Consider the following 19836-nt stretch of genomic DNA (forward strand, 5'->3'; position numbering starts at 1 on the left):
ACACTAGCATGCAATTGATGCGGCGCGGTGCGCCGCTGGATTTGCTGTTTCAATCTATCGCCGGTACCGAAGCGGCCAATTGCAGTTTCGGTATCGATCTGGCAATGCTCCGCGAAGCGAAGGCCATGGCGGAAAACTTGGGCCGTGCGAGTGCAGGCCAGCAGTTGATGTATTTCGAAACCGGGCAGGGCAGCGCCTTATCCGCCAATGCGCATCACGGTATCGATGCGCAAACCTGCGAAGCGCGGGCATATGCGGTCGCCAGGGCGTTCGATCCGTTGCTGGTCAACACCGTGGTCGGCTTCATTGGCCCGGAGTATTTATACGATGGCAAGCAAATTATCCGCGCCGGTCTGGAGGATCATTTTTGCGGCAAGCTGTTGGGCGTGCCGATGGGCTGCGATATTTGTTACACCAATCATGCCGAGGCCGATCAGAACGATATGGATACCCTGCTGACGCTGCTGGGCGTGGCCGGCTGCAACTTTATCATGGGCATCCCCGGTGCCGACGACGTAATGCTGGCGTATCAAAGTACTTCGTTTCACGATGCGTTGTATCTACGACAAGTATTGGGCTTGCGGCCGGCGCCGGAGTTCGAGGCTTGGTTGGAGCGGATGGGTATTTTCGATGGTCAAAACCGCTTGGCCGCGGCGCGTAACGCCACACCATTGCTGGCCAACTTTCATGGCTTGCCGCGGGCTTAACGATGAACGATCCGTGGATTAGCTTACGGCAATTTACCCAGGCCAGAATTGCCCAAGGCCGCGCCGGTTGTAGTCTGCCGACGGCAGCGCTATTGGAATTTCAATTGGCCCACGCGGCCGCGCGGGATGCTGTGCATCAAGTTTGGGATGTGGTGACATTTGCCGAAGGCTTGGAAAGCTTGGATTTGGAGCCGCTGGTACTTGCCACGCCGGTCGCCAGCCGCGCCCAGTATCTGCAACGTCCCGATTGGGGGCGTTGCCTGGCACTGGCCAGCCGGGAACACCTGATGGCTCGCAGCCGACCCTCAATCGACGTCGCCTTAATTGTCAGCAATGGCTTGTCGTCCGCCGCCCTGGATACGCACGGCTTGCCCTTGCTCTGCGCCATCGCTGCCGCTTACCGGGCCAGCAACCTGCGCCTGGGTCCGGTGTGTTTGGTGCCCAATGGCCGGGTGGCCTTGGCCGACGAAATCGGTGGATTATTGAACGCGCGCCTGGCTGTCATCATCGTCGGCGAGCGGCCCGGTCTAAGCGCCGCTGACAGCCTGGGGATTTACCTCACCTACGCCCCGCAAGCCGGCAACACCGACGCCGAACGCAACTGCATCTCCAATATTCGCCCGCCCGCCGGCCTGAGCTACAGCGCCGCGGCTGCCAAACTGGTTTATTTGAGCAAGCAGGCGCTGCAACTGGGTTTTTCGGGGGTAGCGTTGAAAGACGATATGCCGGCGCAGTGGCTTACCGAGATTGGCAGCGCGGAGTTGTTAAACAAACTCTGAACCAGTTGATTACGCCAAGGCAAAAGTGGCTCGGCAGCTGCTCCCGCATCCTGACAGTCGACACAATGTGCCATTTTCTGTTCGAATCGGCGGAAGATTTTATGGCCGCTTTCATGTCGCATGCCGCCCAATTAAACCGATTTAGGGCCGGTGATGCCGCTCAATAACGTGTTGATTTCGGCGCAAGCCGGCGACTTGACGAGACTTGATCAATGATGGCCGGAGAGATGATTGGCCGATTGGGCTGTCATAGCTCGCTGAACCTGCGCTTTCGTCGCAATGCAATTGGCCGCTATTGCAGTTGGAGCGGGCGGCTAGAAAGGGTCCAAAAACACCGGTGCTTTGCCGAACTCGGTCTTGTATTCGCCGTTTGGCACGTACCAACCGGGGCCTTGAGAGCCACCATGCCAGGACACGCGCTTGCCGTCCGTCGCCCATTGATCGAGCTTCTCGCCGCTTTTGGTCAGATAGTCGGATGCGTAACAAACGGTATTTAGCCAAGGGTCGATGATTAGCCAGGATTGCGCGATCTTGCGGCTGGTGAAATCGGCTGTAGACGCATACTTACGTGCTGTATCCGGGATCGCTTCCTGCGAAACCAAACAAAAAGCGTGGTCGCCTTTGCCGTAAACGATGCCGATATAGAGTAAGTCGCGCTTGATATTGTAGATTTTCTTAGCGTAATAAGCGCTCAAGGCTGCCATCTCTCCGCAGTTGCCCGAGCGGTCCGCAATAGTCATCTTCACCAATTTCTCGGCCAACTCCAAGTGTGACGTGGCGCCATTCAGCCTGTGTTTGGCAGACTCGTCGGCTTCCAGCCATCGGGTCATGCCTTTAGCGCTCATATTCGCCAAAACGGCAGAACCGGCAAGATCGACGTCGTAAAGCTTGTTACTGGATTTATGGCCTTTTTTAAAGAACTCTCTGACTAGAACCTTGATTTTTTCGCCTTCGTCCACCAGCATGGTTGTACCCTCTAGAGTTTGATTCTTGGCAATTGCAAGCGCCCCGCTTTCCGCTGTCCCGGTAGGCAAACGGGCGGGCCTCACGCCCGGTATTGCGTTCTCGGCGTTGTGTCGTAAGTATAGTTGAAACCCGAATGGTTTATGGGAGTCTCTAAAAATCCACGATTGTTTTGGTAAGCGGTTCGGGCAGATTTACCGTTGATTCGTCCTTCACGAGTTCGTTTACCGTTATCGATAACACCCCAGGTTATCGAGCCGTCACACCATTCATCAAATTGTCACCGAGCGGTTTTAGACTCCGGCGTTGCCGACTCGTTCACGTTTTTTGTCTTAAAGCCTTGGAGACCCTCATGAAATTCAAAGTAGTTCGATTAACCGCCGTCGCGACGCTGGTCGCTCTGGGCGGTAAAGCGCAAGCGGCATTGCCCAACGGCGTGGCCGCGGGCGACGTCAGCCAAACTTCCGCCGTACTGTGGGGAAGGTCCAATACCGCCGGTGATTTATATTTCCAGTACGCGACCGATAGCGCTTTTACGCAGAATGTCGGTTCCAGCTTTAAGACCGTGAATGACCCGCTGGCGCCGGTCAAATGGGATGTCTCGGGTTTGTCCGCGGATACTACCTATTACTATCGTGCTATCGATAGCGTTGGTGCGATAGCCCGCGGCCAATTTAAAACCGCTGCGGCATTGGGTAACACCACTGGTCTGCGCTTTGGTGTATCCGGCGATTGGCGCGGTGAATTACTACCGTATCCGGCCGTGAAAAACGCCAGCCAGCGAAACCTGGATTTTTTTGTGGCGATGGGCGATACCATTTACGGCGACGTGGCCTCCAACGTCAACGGCGGCCAACAACAAGCGCAATCCCTGGCCGACTACCGCAACAAGCACGCGGAAGTGTATAGCGCCAAGGGCGGCATGAACGGCTTGGCCGATCTGCGCCAATCGACCGCCGTGTTTGCCACGATAGACGACCACGAAGTGACCAACGACTTCGCCGGCGGCGCCGATGTCGCCACCGACGCGCGTTTCAATGCCGATCCGGTCGGCACTCGGATCAATGACAGTACCTTGTACAACAATGGTATCCAGGCTTTTCAGGAATACAATCCGCTGCGCAACGAGACTTACGGCGCCACCGGCGACATTCGCACGGCCGGCGAAGTCAAGTTGTACCGCAACCAAACCTTCGGCAATGACGCGGCCTTGATGGTGTTGGATGCGCGCTCGTTTCGCGACAAAGAACTAGCCGATGCGAATCCTTTAAGCCAAGCTTCGGTTGGCGGCTTTTTGGCCAACTCGTTCGACCCGAGCCGGACCATGCTGGGCAAGCAGCAAATCGCCGACCTGAAAGCCGATCTGCTGTCAGCTGAGCAAAATGACGTCACCTGGAAATTTATCGCTGTCACTGAGCCAATGCAAAACCTGGGGGTGGTTGGTGCTGGCGACCGCTTTGAAGGCTATGCCGCCGAACGTACCGAAATCCTGAAGTTTATCGACGACAACAAAATCGATAACGTGGTGTTCCTGTCGGCCGACATTCACGGTACTTTGGTGAATAACCTGACTTATCAACTCACACCGTTCGGTGAGCAAAAAGCCACCAACGCCTTCGAAATCACCACCGGTTCCGTAGCCTATGACGCGCCGTTTGGCCCAACAGTCGCGCAATTGGCGGCCGCGGTAGGTTTATTGACGCCGCAACAAAAAGCCTTCTACGACACATTGCCCAGCATTGCCGCCAAGGACAGTTTCATCAAGTCGGTAACCAATGGCGCTTTGACGCCGCTGGGTTACGACCCGCTGGGCTTGGATGCCAATCTGGCTAGCGCCGACGGCAAAATCCAGGCCGAATTGCTGCAAGGCGATTACGTCGCCACGCACACCTTTGGCTGGACCGAGTTTGAAATCGATCAGGTCACTCAACAACTGCTGGTCACCACCTATGGCATTTCCGCCTACAACGTCGGCGATATTGCCAACGATTTGAGCGGCATCGTCAACCGCACGCCACAAATCGTCAGCCAGTTCAGAATCACGCCAAGCTCCGTACAACCCGTACCGGTTCCCGGCGCGGCCTGGTTGTTTGGTAGCTCTTTATTGGGTCTGGCGTTTGGCAAACGCAAAAAAGCCTAGTTAAGTGGGCGGCAGGGGATGTCTGTCAGTTGCCGCATTATCTGCAACAGCAACTGCGGATTGAGGTTTTTCGCAGAACATCAGCTGTTTTGCTGGGGACTAGTGTATCGAAGCTCATGCGGTGGTGGATTGACAGCTGGCGCGGATGCCTCTGCGATATGGTCTTAATGTTTTGTCTGTATATATTTGGGGCTCAGCCTTGTAATTAGACTCGAAATTTAGCATGGATAAATTGATCAGAAACTCCTCAAACACACCAATGCTGTTGAAGGTCTGTGTTCTTTTGTTGTTATTGATTAGTTCGCCGGCTGAAGCCAGAAGAGTTCACGTTTGCTTTGGTACTGAGGATCATTTTTACGATTTGGGTGAATTAAAAGCCTCGGATCAACAGGTTAAAACAACGGGTATGCCGGCCGAATGGGCTTCCGATGGGTATCTATTTGGTATTCATTTACAGGATCACTGTTTGCTCGTTCCGACTAAAACAGACGTGGTCGGTTATGCCGTCTATGCCAAAAATTCAAGCCAATACTGGGCTTTGGACGAAACTACCATTCAATCATTACAAAAATCTGGCGTGCTGCCAAACCCCATGCCGCCGCTGCAGGTGCCGTGGGATGACACTGTTGGCGGCCAGTGGCTTTGGGGTCTGGCTATCTTGGCTGGGTTGGTAGTTATTGTTGCCCTGGAAGCTTTTTTGTCCGGCAAGCTGCAACGACGTGTCGTCGCTAAAGTTGATAAAGTCTTGCATGGTAGTTTTGTGCTGTTATTGCGCGAGGTGTTAGTCGATGTTGCGCGTATAGATCGGAATTTTGATGCTAATAAATTACATGCCATACTCGCTGTTATGCAGCGGCTGGGGATTGCTGTTAACGACCTCGCTAAGCTTAACCCCGAGGATATGCCTGCAGGGAAATTATCAAGAAAGCTATTGATTGCTTATATCAAGGCGGTCGCTGGCAATCTCAACGATCAGCAAAGAAACATTTTACTAACCGGGATTGCGACCGTGATGTCGGCGGAAGGTAAAGTAGGTAGAAACAAAAAAGCCGTGTTTCGGCAATACATCATCGCGTTGGGTTTTCCGGACAATCAGGCGGAAAAGATCATGGAGATGGTTCTCAATGCTTAATTGGACGGTTTGGCCTCGTACTTACTCAAGCCAAGTCAGGACGGCTGTGGAAAAGTGGTCAAACCACCCGCTTTTTGACACTCATAAATCCACGTTAGTCTGGAGATTATCATGAAAATAAAAACCTTCGGTTTACTCTCGTTGTGTCTTGCCTCGGTTAACGCTCACTCCACCCAGCAAATTTCCTATAAAGGCCATATTATTTTTAGCGACGGCAATGTGGCGAATATTGGCGATTCGTTCTCGGGCCAGTTTTTGTTCAATCCCGATCAACCGGATGGTAGCCATTTTAATCCGGCCACTCCGCCTTATACCGAATGGGAAAGTGGTTTTTGGAACAATACTTATCTGTCCACGGCAATTCAAAATAAGTTTTCTTTTGTTAGCAATAAAGGTATTGGGGCTGCATTTCAAGACAATCAAAATATCACTCAAACCGAGATCGATGTAAACGGTTATCACGGCTATGTGAGTGCGGGAAATTACGATGTAGTCTCTTTCGAGGCGATTAACCTTGGCAATAACGAGCAAACTGTTACTGGAACCGAGTTTTCCATTACAGCATTATTCGATCCATCTCGCTTCAATATTGCTTCGTTTCAAACCGTAGACTTAAACAGCATATTCCAGTCGCAGCCACTTAAATTTGGTTATTCCATCAACAAAGTCACCAACGGTTTATTGGATTTTCGTATTAGCGGCCTGATCGATACCTTTAATGTCAGCACGCCAACGTCTCAGGTTGCATTGCCTTCCGCACCGGTTTTACCAACACCAAGCAACGATGGATTTACATTCAGTACACCGCCCATGCCGGTTTTGGATGGCAACGGAAATCCAAAACCAGGCGGGTTTTACGATCCGGATGTGGCGGTGGCTTACACCTATGAAGCGTTAAATGCCGACACCTTATTCGGCGATGTGATGATTCCCAACCAATACGGCGACGGTAAATTCCAACTGCTGATTTGGGACGAGACCAGCGGTGAATACGTCGACAGCGGTATCCGCTTGTTGGCGGGCGTTTGGTTTAATTTCGGCGAATTGGGTTTTCAAAACGGCGTTGGCAAGTTCCGCATAGCCGGCATCGAAACTTCCGCCATGATCGATCCCAGCGATCCGCTGGGTTTTGTTACCGGTTTGACGTTTACCGGAAGTGGTAGTGCTTTCAAAATGACGCCTTTAGCGGCCCCCGTTCCGCTGCCTGCAGCGGTCTGGTTGTTTGGCAGCGGTCTACTCGGGCTATTGGGAAACCGAAAATTCCGGGCATCGCGCTAGCCGCTTAGCTTTCAAACTTTAAGGCTGAAAGACGTTTCGCCGGACTTGGAAAACGCCTTACGGCCTTTGTTTCAAAAACGCCGCTATAAACCGGCAGGCCTCCGCTAAGTTGGCCGAGCAGCGTTCGCTTAACCCGCTGCCCAGTTCGAAGGCTTCGGCTTGGACGCTTAATAAATAGCAGGGTGGTAGCGGCTGTTTGCCGACGGCTGCATAGACTGACAGCAGCGCGGCTGGGCTCAGCGCATGGCTGGAGTAACTGTGGTCTTGGGCTGGGGTTAATGGGGTAAAGGTGAAACTTTCCTGGCAATCTACCACTGCGTCCACAAACACTACCCATTCGCGGTCTTGTATATCCAGCGCATGTTCGATTTGTAATTGAAAATCGCTGAGCAATTCGATATTGCTGAGGTCCAGATGCTCGGCGAGATAATCCAACAGCAAAGGACCAACAGCATCATCGCCGCGGCTGGGGTTGCCGTAGCCAAACACCAAAATGGGTTTAGTCATTCGCTACCGTGAATGAATTCGCCGCTGCTGTGCCGCACCAGTTTATCCACCAACTCGCCGTCCGCATCGACCAGTTCCAACTGCAAGGGCATTTTGCCGACCGCATGCGTGGCGCAGGACAGGCAAGGGTCGTAGGCGCGAATCGCCACTTCCAGATTATTCAGCAAGGGTTCGGTCAATTCGCGGCCGGACAAATATTCCGCCGCCACTTGCCGCACCGATTCGTTCATCGCCGTGTTGTTGCTGGTGGTGGAAACGATCAGATTGGCTTTGGTGACGATGTCGTTTTCGTCGATTTGATAATGATGAAACAATGTGCCGCGTGGGGCTTCGATCACGCCTATGCCTTCGTAGCGTTTTTCGCCTTTGGTGACCAAGTCGTTACTCAGCAAATCCGGATCGTTCAGCAAGGTTTGGATGCTTTCTGCGCAATGTAGCAATTCGATCATCCGCGTCCAGTGAAAGGCCAGCGTGCTATGTACCGTCGCGGCGCCGCCGTGCTGCTTGAATTCGACGCGCGCGGCTTCCGCCAGTGGTGTGTCGATGAAGTCGCAATTGTTGACCCGCGCCAACGGTCCCACCCGATACCAGCCATCGGCTTTGCCCAGCGTCGTCAGGTAGGGGAATTTCATATACGTCCAGGAACGGACTTCTTCGCGGATCAAGTCCGGATAATCGCAGTAATCGTAATGATCCACGAGGGTGTCGCCTTGCGGATTTTTCACCCTAATCCCGCCGTGATAAAGCTCCAGCGCACCGTCAGGCTTGGTCAAACTCAGGTAGTTACTGCGGATGGTGGCGAAGTCGTCGTAATAGGGCTGGTTGGAGGTGTGGACTTTTGTGACCAGTTGCAAAGCGCCTTGCGCCCAACTCACGATTTGGCCGATGTCTTGTTTTAGATAATCGCGCTCATCTTTGCTCAGCGCTTTGTTCATGCCACCCGGTATCGCGCCGGTGCCGTGGATGCGCTTGCCGCAGACCATGCGGATCACTTCCTGGCCGTATTTGCGCAGTTTTACGCCTTGCAGGCCAATATCCGGATAATTCGCCAACACCGCGACGATGCTGCGTTTGCCAATCTCGCTTTCGAAACCGAACAGCAAATCCGGGCTGGACAGGTGGAAAAAATGCAAGGCATGCGATTGCAATACCTGACCGAAATGAAGCAAGCGCCTTAACTTGTCCGCTGCCGGCGGCAGATTGGCCGGATCGACGCCGACCAACTGGTCGATGGCTTTGGCGGCTGCCAGATGGTGGCTGACCGGGCAGATTCCGCACAAGCGTTGCACCATCACCGGCAGTTCCCAGTAAGGGCGGCCCTGGATGAATTTTTCGAAGCCGCGAAATTCGACGATGTGCAGGCGGGCTTGCTGGACTTGATTGTTTTCATCCAGCAGCAGCGTGACTTTACCGTGGCCTTCCACGCGGGACACCGGATCGACAGCGACCCGTTTTAACTTGCCGGCTTCGACCAAGGCCGGATCGGCGGTTTCAAGATATTCGTACACGGGGTTCCTCCGTTAGTCGTAATGGACTAAATCGTAAGGTAAAGTCGGGTCGCGGCCTTCGATCAATGCGCTGAGGTAGTGCCAAAACACATCGGCGGATGGCGGGCAGCCGGGCATAAAATAATCGATCTTGACGATCTCGTGGACCGGCCGCACCTTGTCCAGCAGCAAAGGCAATTCCGGGTCGCTGGGTATCTGCGGATTGTCGACGCCGATGCCGTCCTGGTAGGCTTCCAGCAGGCAGTCTTCCAGTTTGAAAAAATTGCGCAGCGCCGGCAAGCCGCCGTTGATGGCGCAAGCGCCGACGGCGATCAGAATTTTGCAGTTATTGCGAAACTCGCGCAGCACATGCACGTTTTCAGAATTGCAAACCCCGCCTTCGATCAGGCCGATGTCGCACGGGCCGCAGTGTTCGATGTCGGTGAGTGGCGAGCGGTCGAATTCGACGATGTCTGCGAGTTTCAGCAAACGCTCGTCTATATCCAGAAACGACATATGGCAACCGAAGCAGCCGGCCAGCGAGGTGGTGGCGATTTTAATCTTAGCGGCCATGTTTGATGTCCGGAGCGGGCGGCATGGTCGCCGCGTAGTGGGAGTCCGGGCCACCGTTCTGCTGAGCTGACTCCGCCAGCTTGGTCGGGTCGCAGCTTGGGTAGCCGCTGGCCTCGCCGGCTTTGATAACCGCTTTTTCGCAGGCGACTTCGCTGATGGGATGCCCGTCGTAGATGCGCTCACCAATCGGTGCCAGGTAGGCGCTGCGTTTGACCAGAATCGCGCCGGTCGGGCAGACATGGGCGGCCTCGTCATCGACACTAATATCGCTGTCTTTCAGCTTGCCGCTAGGCGAGTTGATGACCAGGCGTTTGTGGATGCCGCGCCCGGCGATGCCGAATACGTCTTTCCCGTCTTTTTCCTTGCTGGCGCGCACGCATAAATTGCAGAAAATGCAGCGGTCGTGATCGATCAAAATATCCGGGTGCGAGGCGTCCAGTTCCCGCTGTGCATAAAAATGCGGGTAGTGGTTATCCAGCATGTTCTGATGGTAGGCGACGGCCTGCAACTGGCAATTGCCGGATTTTTCGCAGGATGGGCAGAAATGGTTGCCTTCCACAAACAGCATTTGGGTGATGCGCTGGCGGTCGTGTTGCAGGTCGGGGCTGTTGCTGATGACGGTTTGGCCGTCGGCGGCCGGCAGCGTGCAGGCGGTATTGGTGCGGCCGTTGACTTTCACCGTGCATAATTTGCAACTGCCGTACGGGGCGTAACCTGGCCGGTGGCACAGATAAGGAATGTACACGCCGGCAGTGCGCGCCGCCTCGATAATGGTTTGGCCGTCGCTGAACGGCACGGCGATGCCGTCGATGCAAAGAGTGCCGCTCATGTCAGTTCTCCACTTGCGATAAATGCGCCGCGTCGTCGTCGCGCTGCGCCATACGGCGGGCCACGGCCAGGGTGGCGTCCAAGTCAAAACCCGGGGTAAAACTGCTCTGCTTTAATTGCTTAAGATACAGCTCCGGATAGCTGGCCAGGGTACTTAGAATCGGATTGGCGGCCGAATCCCCCAAACCGCAATGGCTGTTGTTTTTGACGATCAGGCATATCTCGTTGAGTTCTTCCAGGTCGACCGCGGCGCCGTTGCCTTCGACAATTTTCCGCAGCTGATTTTTCAACAGTGTGGTGCCGACCCGGCACGGCGTGCAAAAGCCGCAGCTTTCATGGGCAAAGAAGTCGGTAAAGTTTTGCACGATGTCGAAAATATTGCGGCTATTGTTGAACACCATAAACGAGCCGGCGGTGGACAGGTCCTCGAAGGCTATGCGCCGTTGCAATTCCCGATTGGAAATAAAAGTGCCGGACGGCCCGCCGACTTGCACACCCAGCACGTCATCCGCACCGCAGTCTTGCAAAATCTCTTCAATTGATGTGCCGAACGGGTATTCGTAGATGCCTGGCCGTGCGCAGTCGCCGCTGATGCTGAGCAGTTTGCTGCCGGTGGATTGCGGGGTGCCGACTTCCGCAAACCATGACCCGCCTTGAATGGCGATGTGGGTGGCAGCAAAAAAAGTCTCGACGTTGTCCACCACGGTGGGTTTGCGTTGATAGCCGCAGATCACCGAGTTGGGTGGCTTAACCCGAGGTATGCCGGGCTTGCCTTCCAAGGACTCGATTTGCGCGGATGCCTCGCCGCAAATATAGGCACCGGCACCCATGCGGATTTCGATGTCAAAATCAAAGCCGCTGTGACCGAGAATATTGCGCCCCAGCAAACCGCTATCGCGGCGGCGCTTTAATACGCGCTGCAGTTGCTCGTAGAGGAATAAATACTCGGCGCGCAGATACAGCAAGCCCTGATCCGAACCAATAATCGCCGCGCACAAGGTCATGCCTTCAAAGACTTGGTCGGCATACAAATCGAGCAGCATCCGGTCTTTAAACGTACCCGGTTCACCCTCGTCGGCGTTGCAAATCACGTAGTGCGGCGTGGCAGTTTGTTGAGCACAGGTCCGCCATTTCAACGCGGTTTTAAAGCCCGCGCCGCCGCGGCCGCGCAGGTTGGAGCTGTCCACTTCCGCCAGGGTTTCCGTCAGGCCGCGGGCAAAGGTCGCCCTTATCGCCGCGCCGTTTTCGAATGGCTGGTTGAGCAATAGGCCGGGTTTGCGGAGCGGCTCTTCCACCGCAAAGAACTCCGGTGGCCAATCGCTTAACGGCGCTTGTTGTTCGATCAGTTTGGCGATGACATCGATTCTGGCAGGGTCCAGACGGGTCAACGCATAGCCGTTAACCAAACCGGCCGGGCCTTGGTCGCACATGCCGGTGCAGGAGGTATTATTCAAACTGACCAGACCGTCCGCGCGGACTTCACCCACTTTAACCCGCAATTTTTCCGCCAGGTAATTCAACAATTTTTCCTTGCCTAGCATCCGGTCGGTAATCGAATCGCTGATATGAATGTCGTAACGGCCCTGTGGTGTCAGGTGCAAGAAACTATAGAATTCCGCGACGGCAATAATCTGCGTACGGGGAATATGCAGGGCTGCGGCCAATTGTTCGATAGCCGCGTTGGGAATATGCAGGTACTGCGCCTGCACGGCCCTTAGCATCTGCAAGAGCCTTTCCGGTTTACAGTCCGCCTCTGCAAGTACGGATCGAATAAAACTATTCATCGTCGAGTTCTGGGCAGTTAGGTTGAGTCGTCGTGTTCCATTGCAATTGAAAAATCATAGGCCATCTACACGCTGTTCTTAATTTGGCGCTAGATTTTTCAAATCGTTCACTGGCAGTTATTTGGCGGGGTGCCTCCACAAGACGCCTTGTCGGCGGCGATACATTCCGCTTGCCAAGTGAAAGTGTCTGCCCTGTCTCTCCAAGCGTCAATGCAGTCAACTCAAGCGCGCGGTGCCTATCGATACCGCCGCGGAAGCTATGCAAATTCGCCGTCATCCATGGCGCAATACTAAACAAATAAGCCAGGCGTGGACAGCAAAATATTGCCGGTTAAAACCGGGCAACAGCGGCGAAGGGGTTGCGGCGTTGGCAAGAAATACGCTTTTTACCGGGCTCCCGCTCACAGTCATGCTTGCGGGTTTGGTAACAAAGTGCGCAACGGTTTAAGCGGCGCTGGTAACGGCCATAGGCACTGAAAATCAAACGCTCTAGGCGATCCAATGCCGTAAGGTTGGGAGCCAACAGCCCAATCTGTCTGGCATGCAATGCCGCATAAAGCTGCCGGGCTTGATCGATTAAAATGTCATTGTCCATAGTCATAACCTGACTTAATCGCTGATGAGTCCAAAAAAACCGCGTTGGCATGTGCGATTGAACATGCCTGGCTGAATTATCAAACAGGCTTGTTCTGATAGCTTTGACTTCAATCAACGCCGCTTAAAATTGTTGGCGATTTTGATCCGGCTGACACTAATTGGCTTCCTCCGAGTCGGCAGCCAGGCACTGTTCGACGACACGGCGGCTTAACACTTCATCTTGCAGCATGATATTCACCATACACGCCACCACCGTACGGGTTTTTAAGCCGTTAAAGCGGGAAAAGTTTTTCAGTTGGTCGTAAGTGGGTTCTTCCACCGCAATTTTCTTTCTATCGTTTTTCGATTTATCAGTAGCCATGAGGGTGTTCCTTTGTAAGGTTAAAGAGGGGTAATGCAGTCGTTGGGTAAACGTTTTGCTATTTTTAAATCATCCCCTGTTTACGGAAAAAGAAAGCCACATTGACTAGGGCTATCATCACCGGCACTTCGATCAAGGGTCCAATCACCGCGGCAAACGCCGCGCCGCTATTAATACCAAACACCGCCACCGCCACCGCAATCGCCAATTCAAAATTATTGCTGGCGGCGGTAAACGCCAGTGTGGTGGTTTTGCCGTAACCGGCGCCGATGGCTTTACCCAGCCAAAAGCTGAGTAAAAACATCACCACAAAATAAATCAACAGCGGTATCGCAATCCGCACCACGTCCAGCGGCAATTGTACGATCAAATCGCCTTTTAACGAGAACATCACCACGATGGTAAACAGCAGGGCGATCAAGGTCAGTGGGCTGATTTTCGGGACGAAATGCTGGTGATACCAATCCTTGCCTTTGGCTTTGACCAATAGAAAGCGCGTGCTAAAGCCGGCGATAAATGGAATGCCCAGATAGATGAATACGCTTTTGGCGATTTCGCCGATGGTGATGGCTACCAGGCTGCCTTGCATGCCGAATAAGGGCGGCAGCACGGTGATGAACAGCCAGGCATAGACGCTGTAAAACAAGACCTGAAATACGCTGTTAAATGCCACCAAGCCCGCCGCGTATTCATTATCGCCGTTGGCCAATTCGTTCCAGACGATGACCATCGCGATACAGCGCGCTAGGCCGATCAGGATCAAACCCACCATGTAGTCCGGGTAATCGCGCAGAAACACGATAGCCAATACAAACATCAACACCGGACCGAGCAGCCAGTTTTGCAGCAAGGACACGGCCAATATCCGCCAGTTGCGGAACACGTCGCCAAGTTCTTCGTAACGGACTTTGGCCAGCGGCGGATACATCATCACGATCAAGCCGATGGCGATCGGAATATTGGTGGTGCCGACCGATACCGCCGCGTTGAAGTCGGTTACTTCCGTGGGAAACAGAAAACCGATGCCGACGCCAAACGCCATGGCGATGAAAATCCATAGCGTCAAAAAACGGTCGAGAAAGGATAAACGGGCGTTGGGGCAATGTGGGGTGCTCATTTAATCTCCAAGTCAGCTACTTACTGTGCAGCGTTATCGGCTGCCGGCGGTTTGCAGCAACTACTGGCGGGTTCAAGTTGAAACACTTGATCGTCGCCAAATAAGGGAATAGTTTGCAAGGAGTGGAAGGCTTCCCAAGCGATGCCTTGCGGATCGACGGTCCAGTATTTATCGGACTGGGCATAGCAGCAGTTGGCTTGTTTTTGCGCGGCGACCGGTAGCTCGGCGGCGGCCAGATTTTGTTCGACCGCTTCCAACTCATCACCCGATTCGACTTGTATGCCCAAATGATCCAACCCAGGCTGGCGGCCACGGCTGGAAATCGCGAAATTGACGCGCGGATCGTCCAGCAACCACTTGGCGTAATCGGCTTCGCGCACGCTCGGTGCGCTTTGAAACAGCGCGCTGTAAAAGTCGATATTTTTCGCCAGATCATCGACGGCGAGATGGATATGCAGGCGTTTCATCGCGTTTGCTCCGGGGTAAAGAGTGAATGAGATTGGAGATTAGCTAGCATTGTTTAGTGGGGACCTCTGAAAATTCCCTCTCCCTCAGGGAGAGGGCTAGGGTGAGGGATGTAAATAACTGATTTTAATCCCCTCATCTCAACCTTCTCCTTTATGATCCGTAGGTACTAAAGGAGAAGGCGTTTGGCCGCCAGCTAATGCCAGTAAGCGTTCCACACCTGTCGGTTCTTCCCGCAACAAGGGCACGAGCGCATAACGCTGGGCGTGTCGATCCGCTACCTCGGCAATTTCCGCCAATTCATTGCCCGCGCGTTGGCGTAACAGCGCCGAATGCACGGTGGTCGCCGCCACGCTGTTATTAATCACCCAGGCCCAAGGTTGGATCCCGGCCCGACGCAGATCGTCTTGCAAATGAGCAGCTTCCAGTACCGGCGTGGTTTCCGCTAAGGTGACGATCAGCACCTTGGTTTGGCGTGGGTTCTGCAATTGCATCATCGGCGTGGTGAAATGCGTTTTGGAATCGCCCATTTGCCGCGCCACCTCGCGATGGTAAGCGCCGGTAGCGTCCAAGAGCAGCAAGGTATGGCCGGTAGGGGCGGTATCCATCACCACGAATTTCTTGCCGGCTTCGCGGATGATGCGGGAAAAGGCTTGAAACACCGCAATTTCTTCGGTACACGGCGAGCGCAAGTCTTCTTCCAGCAAAGCGCGGCCTTGTTCGTCCAGTTTGGCGCCTTTTGTGGACAGCACATGTTGGCGGTAGCGTTCGGTTTCCGCATGTGGATCGATCTTGCTGACTGTCAGGTCCGGCAAAGCCCCGTTTAGCGTGTCCGTTAAATTGGCGGCTGGGTCGGAGGTGGTCAGATGCACCGGCAAACCGCGTCGTGCCAGTTCCACCGCCAATGCGGCGGCCAGGGTGGTTTTGCCAACGCCACCTTTACCCATCAGCATCACCAGGCCATGACCGTCGGCGGCAATCTCGTCCACCAATTTAGATAGATCAGGCGCGGGTATGGCCGGCATCACTTCACTGTCAGGCATTGCTAGCGGTGCGGCATTGCTAAGCAATTGTCTGAGAGCCGTCAGTCCAACCAGATTGAAGGGCTTTAATTCAATGCGGTCCATCGGTAGGCTATTTAACGCTGCCGGCATTTCGGCCAAAGCATGTTGCTCGCGTTGGTAGATGGCATTCGCCAGCGGGTCTTGTGCGGTGGCGCTCTCCGGCAAAATGCCATTGATGGCCAAAAATTGTTGCGACAAACCGATGGCGTTTAATTCTTCATGGGTGCGCGCCACTTCACGCAAGGTCGATTGTTGGGCGCGGGCGACCAGGATCAAACGACTGCGTAGCGGATCGGCCAAGGCGTCGACGGCAGCTTTGTATTGGCTGCGCTGTTTTTCCAAACCGGCCAACGGGCCTAAGCAAGAGGCGTCGCCTTTGCCTTGCTCTAAAAAGCCGCTCCAAGCGCCGGGCAATTGCAATAGGCGGATAGTGTGGCCGGTCGGGGCGGTGTCGAACACGATGTGATCGTAACCGGCGGTCAAGGCCGAGTCGGTCAATAGTGCGGTAAATTCGTCGAACGCCGCAATTTCCGTGGTGCAGGCCCCGGACAGTTGTTCTTCTATACCCTTGACAATGCTGTCCGGCAATACCCCGCGCACCGGACCGACGATGCGGTCGCGATAGGCTTGCGCAGCCGCCTGCGGGTCAATTTCCAAGGCCGCCAGAAATGGCACGGCCGGAATCGGGGTGATCCGATTGCCGATGACGATGCCAAATACCTGGCCGACATTCGAGGCCGGGTCGGTACTGACCAGCAAAACTTGTCTGCCTGCATCCGCCAATTGCATCGCCGAGGCGCAAGCGATGGAGGTCTTGCCCACGCCGCCTTTGCCGGTAAAAAACAGAAAGCGCGGCGCTTGATCGAGAAATTTGCAGTCGCTGTGCACGGCGCTATTAGTAGACCTTAACAACAGCTGCTGCCGCTGCAACAGCCCGACCGGGCTTGCTCTTCCGTTACGCTAATGGCTGCCCAACGTGCCAATTCGGCGCGATTGGGATAGCGGCCGGCCAAGGCTACTTCGCCATCGACCAAAATCAACGGCAGGGCGTCGGCGCCGGAGCGTTCCAGAAAGGCTTTAACCACCGGGTTTTCGGCAAACGCCAACGGGGTTTGCGCCAGGTTAAAGCGCTCAATGTCGGCGCCGTTCTGCTTCGCCCAATCGACATCGGCGGCAAAGCCCACCAACTGTTGATCGACTTCCACACCGCAAACGCCAGTGCTGCAACACAGGGCCGGGTCAAACACATGAATAATGGTCATGAGAACACTCCTTAACAACTAAGGCAACAAGGTGCCGATGCGATCCAGTTCGGCTTTCAGACGCTCGGGATCGTTTTTTAATTCTTCCAACGGTAAGGCAAAAAACTGTTCGATGCGGTGGCGCAGAATGCGATAAGCGACCATGAACGCCGCATCGATTTCCTCGTCGCTACCCTCAACGTGGGCGGGGTCTTCGACTCCCCAATGGCTGCGCATGACTGGACCCAGATAGGCGGGGCAGGTTTCGTTGGCTGCATTGCCGCACACGCTTAATACGATGTCCGGCGTTACCGGCAGATCGTTCCAGGACTTGCTGTAATAACCTTCTGTGGAAATGCCTTCTCTGGCCAATAAGGCCAGCGAGCGGGGGTGGATCTTGCCGGTCGGTTTGCTGCCGGCGCTCAGGCCACGCCAGCCGGCCGGTGCCAAATGATTGAAAGTGGCTTCGCCAAGGACGGAACGGCAGGAGTTGCCGGTACACAAAAACAATACGTTCATGATGGAGTGTCGGTCGGGGTTGAGGGTAAAGATTCGTTATTGGCGGAACAGGCTGAGAGCGATAGACAGGGATGGCCGTCGCAACAGTTCTCAGTCAGGAAAGCCAACAGATCGTTCATCGCGGAAAAATTGGCCGTATAAATCACAAAGCGGCTTTCGTTGCGCGAGTTCACCAGATTGGCGTAAGTCAATTCCTTCAAATGAAACGACAGGGAAGACGGGGCAATGCCGGTGGCTTCACTGATTTTTCCGGCGGCCAAACCTGCCGGGCCGGCTTGCACCAGCGCGCGGTAAATTGCCAGACGGGATTCTTGGGCCAATGCGGCCAGTGCGATAACAGCAGTTTTATTTTCCATATTTCAACAATAATTGAAATATGGAAACAAGTCAATTTTCCGGGCGTTTGCGATGCGGCTGTCGCGTAACGCTACTGTCATAAAGGCTATTTACCATTCGCAAGACTACCGTTCCGACGCTGTCGGTGAGCTGGTACTTACACATCCTTTCTTCAAACACCAAACGAATAGTGCCTCAGGAGCATTTTTATGAAACTCACTTCAATCGCCGCCGCCGTCGCTGCTGTGCTGGCCTCTGCCAATGCCAGCGCTGCGGGGGATTTTCAATGGTCGCATCAATGGACCTTCAATCACACTGCAGCGAATGGTTCAAGCGCCATGGGTTCGGAAATCGTCTCTTTCGATGCGGTTAACAACCGCTTGTGGGTAGCGGGAACCGATGCCAATCAGGCCAATATTGGCCAAGGCGGCATCGACGTGTTGGATATGAACGGCAATTTGCTGCAAAGCATTTCCACGAGCGCGCTCGGCGGAATCAACAGCGTGGCGGTGAAAAACGGCCAAGCGGCCATTGCTTTGACGGCGCCGACGAAAACCGATGCGGGGTTGGTGCGTTTTTACAATGCGGCTGACTACACATTGCAACACAGCGTAACCGTCGGTGCCAACCCTGACGCAGTGACATACACGCCCGACGGCAGCCGCTTGCTGGTGGCTAACGAAGGCGAGCCCAGCAGCTATTTGGTGGGGCCAAGCGGTGATCCGGAAGGCTCGGTGAGTATTATCAACACCAACACCTTTGCCGTCCAAACGGCCGGATTTACTGCTTTCAACGGTGCGGCGGCGGCTTTGAAAGCCAGCGGCGTGCGTCTGACCGGGCCGAACGCCAGCGTCGCGCAAGATCTGGAACCGGAATACATTGCGGTTAGCCAAGACGGCAGCAAAGCTTTTGCGACGCTGCAAGAGGCCAACTCGGTTGCGGTCATCGACATCGCCAGCGCCACAGTCACCGACATTAAAGCCCTGGGTTTGAAGGATCACAATTTAGCCGGCAACGGTCTGGATGTCTCGGATCGCGACGGTCCCGGCACTGCGGCTTTAAAAGGCAATATCCAGAATTGGAATGTGATGGGTATGTACATGCCCGACGGCATCGCCAGTTTTAGCAAAGACGGCAATCAATATTACGTGACCGCCAACGAAGGCGACTCTCGCGAGGATTGGCCGGGCGGTGCGGAAGAAGTGCGGGTGGGCGCAGCGACTATCGATCCCGCTTTGAATGCCACCATGACTGCCTTGCATGGACCGGATTGGGCCACGAACAATGACAAGCTGAATCGACTAACGGTTTCCAGGAGCGGGGATTTGGACAACGACGGTGACCTGGATCAACTGCAAGTCTTCGGCGCCCGCTCGTTTTCGATTCTGGATGCCAATGGCAGCATGGTGTTTGATTCCGGCGACAAACTGGAACAAACCATCAAAGCGTTGATTGCGGCGAACCCTGGTAACGCGGCTTTCGCAGCCTTATGGGACGATGGCCGTAGCGACAACAAAGGTCCTGAGCCGGAAACTGCGGTGGTGGGTAAAGTGGACGGCCGTGACTTGTTGTTCCTGGGTTTGGAGCGTTCCAATGCGGTGATGGTTTGGGATTTGACCGACCTGAACAGTCCGACGTTTTTGGACATGTTGTTCACCGGCGGCGACATCGGTCCCGAGGGGTTGAGTTTCTTCAGCAATGCCCAAGGCAGTTATCTGGCGGTGGCCAATGAGGTAAGCGAAACCACTTCGCTGTACAAAGTATCGGCCGTGCCGGTGCCGGGCGCGGTTTGGTTGTTCGGTTCCGCGCTGGTGGGCTTGATGGGAATGCAACGCGGCCGTAAACATTAAGATCCGCACTTGAAGCCAGCTTGGCCGAGCTATATCGGCTAAGCTGGCTTTCCCGTTTTATCCCGTAACGCGCTTGTCATATTCAATCGCTAATGTTGCCGCTCCATC

At 54.5% G+C, this 19836-nt stretch carries 19 protein-coding genes and 1 pseudogene; 6 read left to right on the forward strand and 14 right to left on the reverse strand.

Translation table 11 applies throughout. The annotated features are described in order from the left end of the window. Nucleotides 1-2: 2 nt before the first annotated feature. Nucleotides 3-707: pseudogene (eutB, locus tag ACMXD4_RS06190) on the forward strand (ethanolamine ammonia-lyase subunit EutB); the annotation flags it as partial. Nucleotides 708-709: 2 nt separating this feature from the next. Next, complete coding sequence (eutC, locus tag ACMXD4_RS06195) at nt 710-1486, forward strand: ethanolamine ammonia-lyase subunit EutC (RefSeq protein ID WP_415880168.1); 777 nt, start codon at nt 710-712, stop codon at nt 1484-1486. 314 nt (nt 1487-1800) lie between these two features. On the opposite strand, the gene ACMXD4_RS06200 is transcribed toward eutC, so the two are convergent. After that, nucleotides 1801-2451, reverse strand: a complete 651-nt coding sequence (locus ACMXD4_RS06200; protein ID WP_415880169.1) for a hypothetical protein — start codon at nt 2449-2451, stop codon at nt 1801-1803. 350 nt (nt 2452-2801) lie between these two features. Here ACMXD4_RS06200 and ACMXD4_RS06205 point away from each other — a divergent pair, with 350 nt between their 5' ends. The 3 genes from ACMXD4_RS06205 to ACMXD4_RS06215 all read left to right on the forward strand — a co-directional run bounded on the left by ACMXD4_RS06205 (nt 2802) and on the right by ACMXD4_RS06215 (nt 6999). Beyond that, on the forward strand, nt 2802-4589 hold the full coding sequence (locus ACMXD4_RS06205) for an alkaline phosphatase D family protein (RefSeq protein WP_415880170.1): 1788 nt from the start codon (nt 2802-2804) through the stop codon (nt 4587-4589). 223 nt (nt 4590-4812) lie between these two features. Continuing rightward, nucleotides 4813-5721, forward strand: a complete 909-nt coding sequence (locus ACMXD4_RS06210; RefSeq protein ID WP_415880171.1) for a hypothetical protein — start codon at nt 4813-4815, stop codon at nt 5719-5721. A gap of 111 nt (nt 5722-5832) precedes the next feature. Continuing rightward, nucleotides 5833-6999, forward strand: a complete 1167-nt coding sequence (locus ACMXD4_RS06215) for a hypothetical protein (protein ID WP_415880172.1) — start codon at nt 5833-5835, stop codon at nt 6997-6999. Nucleotides 7000-7056: 57 nt separating this feature from the next. On the opposite strand, the gene ACMXD4_RS06220 is transcribed toward ACMXD4_RS06215, so the two are convergent. From ACMXD4_RS06220 to ACMXD4_RS06280, 13 genes are all read right to left on the reverse strand, one after another. Continuing rightward, nucleotides 7057-7506 carry a hydrogenase maturation protease gene (locus ACMXD4_RS06220; protein WP_415880173.1) on the reverse strand — a complete coding sequence of 150 codons (450 nt, stop codon included), beginning with the start codon at nt 7504-7506 and terminating at the stop codon, nt 7057-7059. Beyond that, nucleotides 7503-9014, reverse strand: a complete 1512-nt coding sequence (locus tag ACMXD4_RS06225) for a Ni/Fe hydrogenase subunit alpha (RefSeq protein WP_415880174.1) — start codon at nt 9012-9014, stop codon at nt 7503-7505. The genes ACMXD4_RS06220 and ACMXD4_RS06225 overlap by 4 nt, the downstream gene beginning before the upstream one ends. Before the next feature lie 12 nt (nt 9015-9026). Further along, nucleotides 9027-9566: an NADP oxidoreductase gene (locus ACMXD4_RS06230; RefSeq protein ID WP_415880175.1), complete on the reverse strand. Its 540-nt coding sequence runs from the start codon at nt 9564-9566 to the stop codon at nt 9027-9029. Continuing rightward, nucleotides 9556-10395, reverse strand: coding sequence for a 2Fe-2S iron-sulfur cluster-binding protein (locus tag ACMXD4_RS06235; RefSeq protein ID WP_415880176.1), 840 nt, complete (start codon nt 10393-10395; stop codon nt 9556-9558). Before ACMXD4_RS06235 ends, ACMXD4_RS06230 begins: the two co-directional genes overlap by 11 nt. Nucleotide 10396: 1 nt before the next feature. Then, the gene (locus ACMXD4_RS06240; protein ID WP_415880177.1) at nt 10397-12178 is read right to left on the reverse strand and encodes an NAD(P)H-dependent oxidoreductase subunit E; all 1782 of its coding nucleotides are present in this window, start codon (nt 12176-12178) and stop codon (nt 10397-10399) included. A gap of 331 nt (nt 12179-12509) precedes the next feature. Further along, the gene (locus ACMXD4_RS06245) at nt 12510-12773 is read right to left on the reverse strand and encodes a hypothetical protein (protein WP_033157911.1); all 264 of its coding nucleotides are present in this window, start codon (nt 12771-12773) and stop codon (nt 12510-12512) included. A 156-nt stretch (nt 12774-12929) separates the two neighbouring features. Then, nucleotides 12930-13136 carry a hypothetical protein gene (locus ACMXD4_RS06250; RefSeq protein WP_033157910.1) on the reverse strand — a complete coding sequence of 69 codons (207 nt, stop codon included), beginning with the start codon at nt 13134-13136 and terminating at the stop codon, nt 12930-12932. Between the two features lie 64 nt (nt 13137-13200). Beyond that, nucleotides 13201-14253 (reverse strand): ACR3 family arsenite efflux transporter, encoded by a 1053-nt coding sequence (gene arsB, locus ACMXD4_RS06255; protein ID WP_415880178.1) that lies wholly within the window; start codon nt 14251-14253, stop codon nt 13201-13203. Between the two features lie 20 nt (nt 14254-14273). Then, entirely contained in the window at nt 14274-14720 is a 447-nt protein-coding gene (locus ACMXD4_RS06260) for an ArsI/CadI family heavy metal resistance metalloenzyme (protein WP_415880179.1), read from the reverse strand. A gap of 138 nt (nt 14721-14858) precedes the next feature. Continuing rightward, the gene (gene arsA / locus ACMXD4_RS06265) at nt 14859-16670 is read right to left on the reverse strand and encodes an arsenical pump-driving ATPase (RefSeq protein WP_415880180.1); all 1812 of its coding nucleotides are present in this window, start codon (nt 16668-16670) and stop codon (nt 14859-14861) included. A gap of 17 nt (nt 16671-16687) precedes the next feature. Next, entirely contained in the window at nt 16688-17044 is a 357-nt protein-coding gene (gene arsD, locus ACMXD4_RS06270; RefSeq protein WP_415880181.1) for an arsenite efflux transporter metallochaperone ArsD, read from the reverse strand. Nucleotides 17045-17062: 18 nt separating this feature from the next. Next, the gene (locus ACMXD4_RS06275) at nt 17063-17542 is read right to left on the reverse strand and encodes an arsenate reductase ArsC (RefSeq protein WP_415880182.1); all 480 of its coding nucleotides are present in this window, start codon (nt 17540-17542) and stop codon (nt 17063-17065) included. After that, complete coding sequence (locus tag ACMXD4_RS06280; RefSeq protein ID WP_415880183.1) at nt 17539-17898, reverse strand: ArsR/SmtB family transcription factor; 360 nt, start codon at nt 17896-17898, stop codon at nt 17539-17541. The genes ACMXD4_RS06275 and ACMXD4_RS06280 overlap by 4 nt, the downstream gene beginning before the upstream one ends. A gap of 189 nt (nt 17899-18087) precedes the next feature. On the opposite strand from ACMXD4_RS06280, the gene ACMXD4_RS06285 reads away from it, so the two are divergent. Further along, on the forward strand, nt 18088-19728 hold the full coding sequence (locus ACMXD4_RS06285) for a choice-of-anchor I family protein (RefSeq protein ID WP_415880184.1): 1641 nt from the start codon (nt 18088-18090) through the stop codon (nt 19726-19728). Nucleotides 19729-19836 lie beyond the last annotated feature (108 nt).

The sequence above is a fragment of the Methylomonas sp. TEB genome (genome assembly GCF_047777895.1).
In the GTDB taxonomy this organism is placed as follows: domain Bacteria; phylum Pseudomonadota; class Gammaproteobacteria; order Methylococcales; family Methylomonadaceae; genus Methylomonas.

Bases quoted from the DNA above. Each gene is read 5' to 3' on its own strand.
- eutC (WP_415880168.1), top strand. From the start codon at position 710: ATGAACGATCCGTGGATTAGCTTACGGCAATTTACCCAGGCCAGAATT.
- ACMXD4_RS06200 (WP_415880169.1), bottom strand. From the start codon at position 2,451: ATGCTGGTGGACGAAGGCGAAAAAATCAAGGTTCTAGTCAGAGAGTTC.
- ACMXD4_RS06205 (WP_415880170.1), top strand. From the start codon at position 2,802: ATGAAATTCAAAGTAGTTCGATTAACCGCCGTCGCGACGCTGGTCGCT.
- ACMXD4_RS06210 (WP_415880171.1), top strand. From the start codon at position 4,813: ATGGATAAATTGATCAGAAACTCCTCAAACACACCAATGCTGTTGAAG.
- ACMXD4_RS06215 (WP_415880172.1), top strand. From the start codon at position 5,833: ATGAAAATAAAAACCTTCGGTTTACTCTCGTTGTGTCTTGCCTCGGTT.
- ACMXD4_RS06220 (WP_415880173.1), bottom strand. From the start codon at position 7,506: ATGACTAAACCCATTTTGGTGTTTGGCTACGGCAACCCCAGCCGCGGC.
- ACMXD4_RS06230 (WP_415880175.1), bottom strand. From the start codon at position 9,566: ATGGCCGCTAAGATTAAAATCGCCACCACCTCGCTGGCCGGCTGCTTC.
- ACMXD4_RS06235 (WP_415880176.1), bottom strand. From the start codon at position 10,395: ATGAGCGGCACTCTTTGCATCGACGGCATCGCCGTGCCGTTCAGCGAC.
- ACMXD4_RS06240 (WP_415880177.1), bottom strand. From the start codon at position 12,178: ATGAATAGTTTTATTCGATCCGTACTTGCAGAGGCGGACTGTAAACCG.
- ACMXD4_RS06245 (WP_033157911.1), bottom strand. From the start codon at position 12,773: ATGGACAATGACATTTTAATCGATCAAGCCCGGCAGCTTTATGCGGCA.
- ACMXD4_RS06250 (WP_033157910.1), bottom strand. From the start codon at position 13,136: ATGGCTACTGATAAATCGAAAAACGATAGAAAGAAAATTGCGGTGGAA.
- arsB (WP_415880178.1), bottom strand. From the start codon at position 14,253: ATGAGCACCCCACATTGCCCCAACGCCCGTTTATCCTTTCTCGACCGT.
- ACMXD4_RS06260 (WP_415880179.1), bottom strand. From the start codon at position 14,720: ATGAAACGCCTGCATATCCATCTCGCCGTCGATGATCTGGCGAAAAAT.
- arsD (WP_415880181.1), bottom strand. From the start codon at position 17,044: ATGACCATTATTCATGTGTTTGACCCGGCCCTGTGTTGCAGCACTGGC.
- ACMXD4_RS06275 (WP_415880182.1), bottom strand. From the start codon at position 17,542: ATGAACGTATTGTTTTTGTGTACCGGCAACTCCTGCCGTTCCGTCCTT.
- ACMXD4_RS06280 (WP_415880183.1), bottom strand. From the start codon at position 17,898: ATGGAAAATAAAACTGCTGTTATCGCACTGGCCGCATTGGCCCAAGAA.
- ACMXD4_RS06285 (WP_415880184.1), top strand. From the start codon at position 18,088: ATGAAACTCACTTCAATCGCCGCCGCCGTCGCTGCTGTGCTGGCCTCT.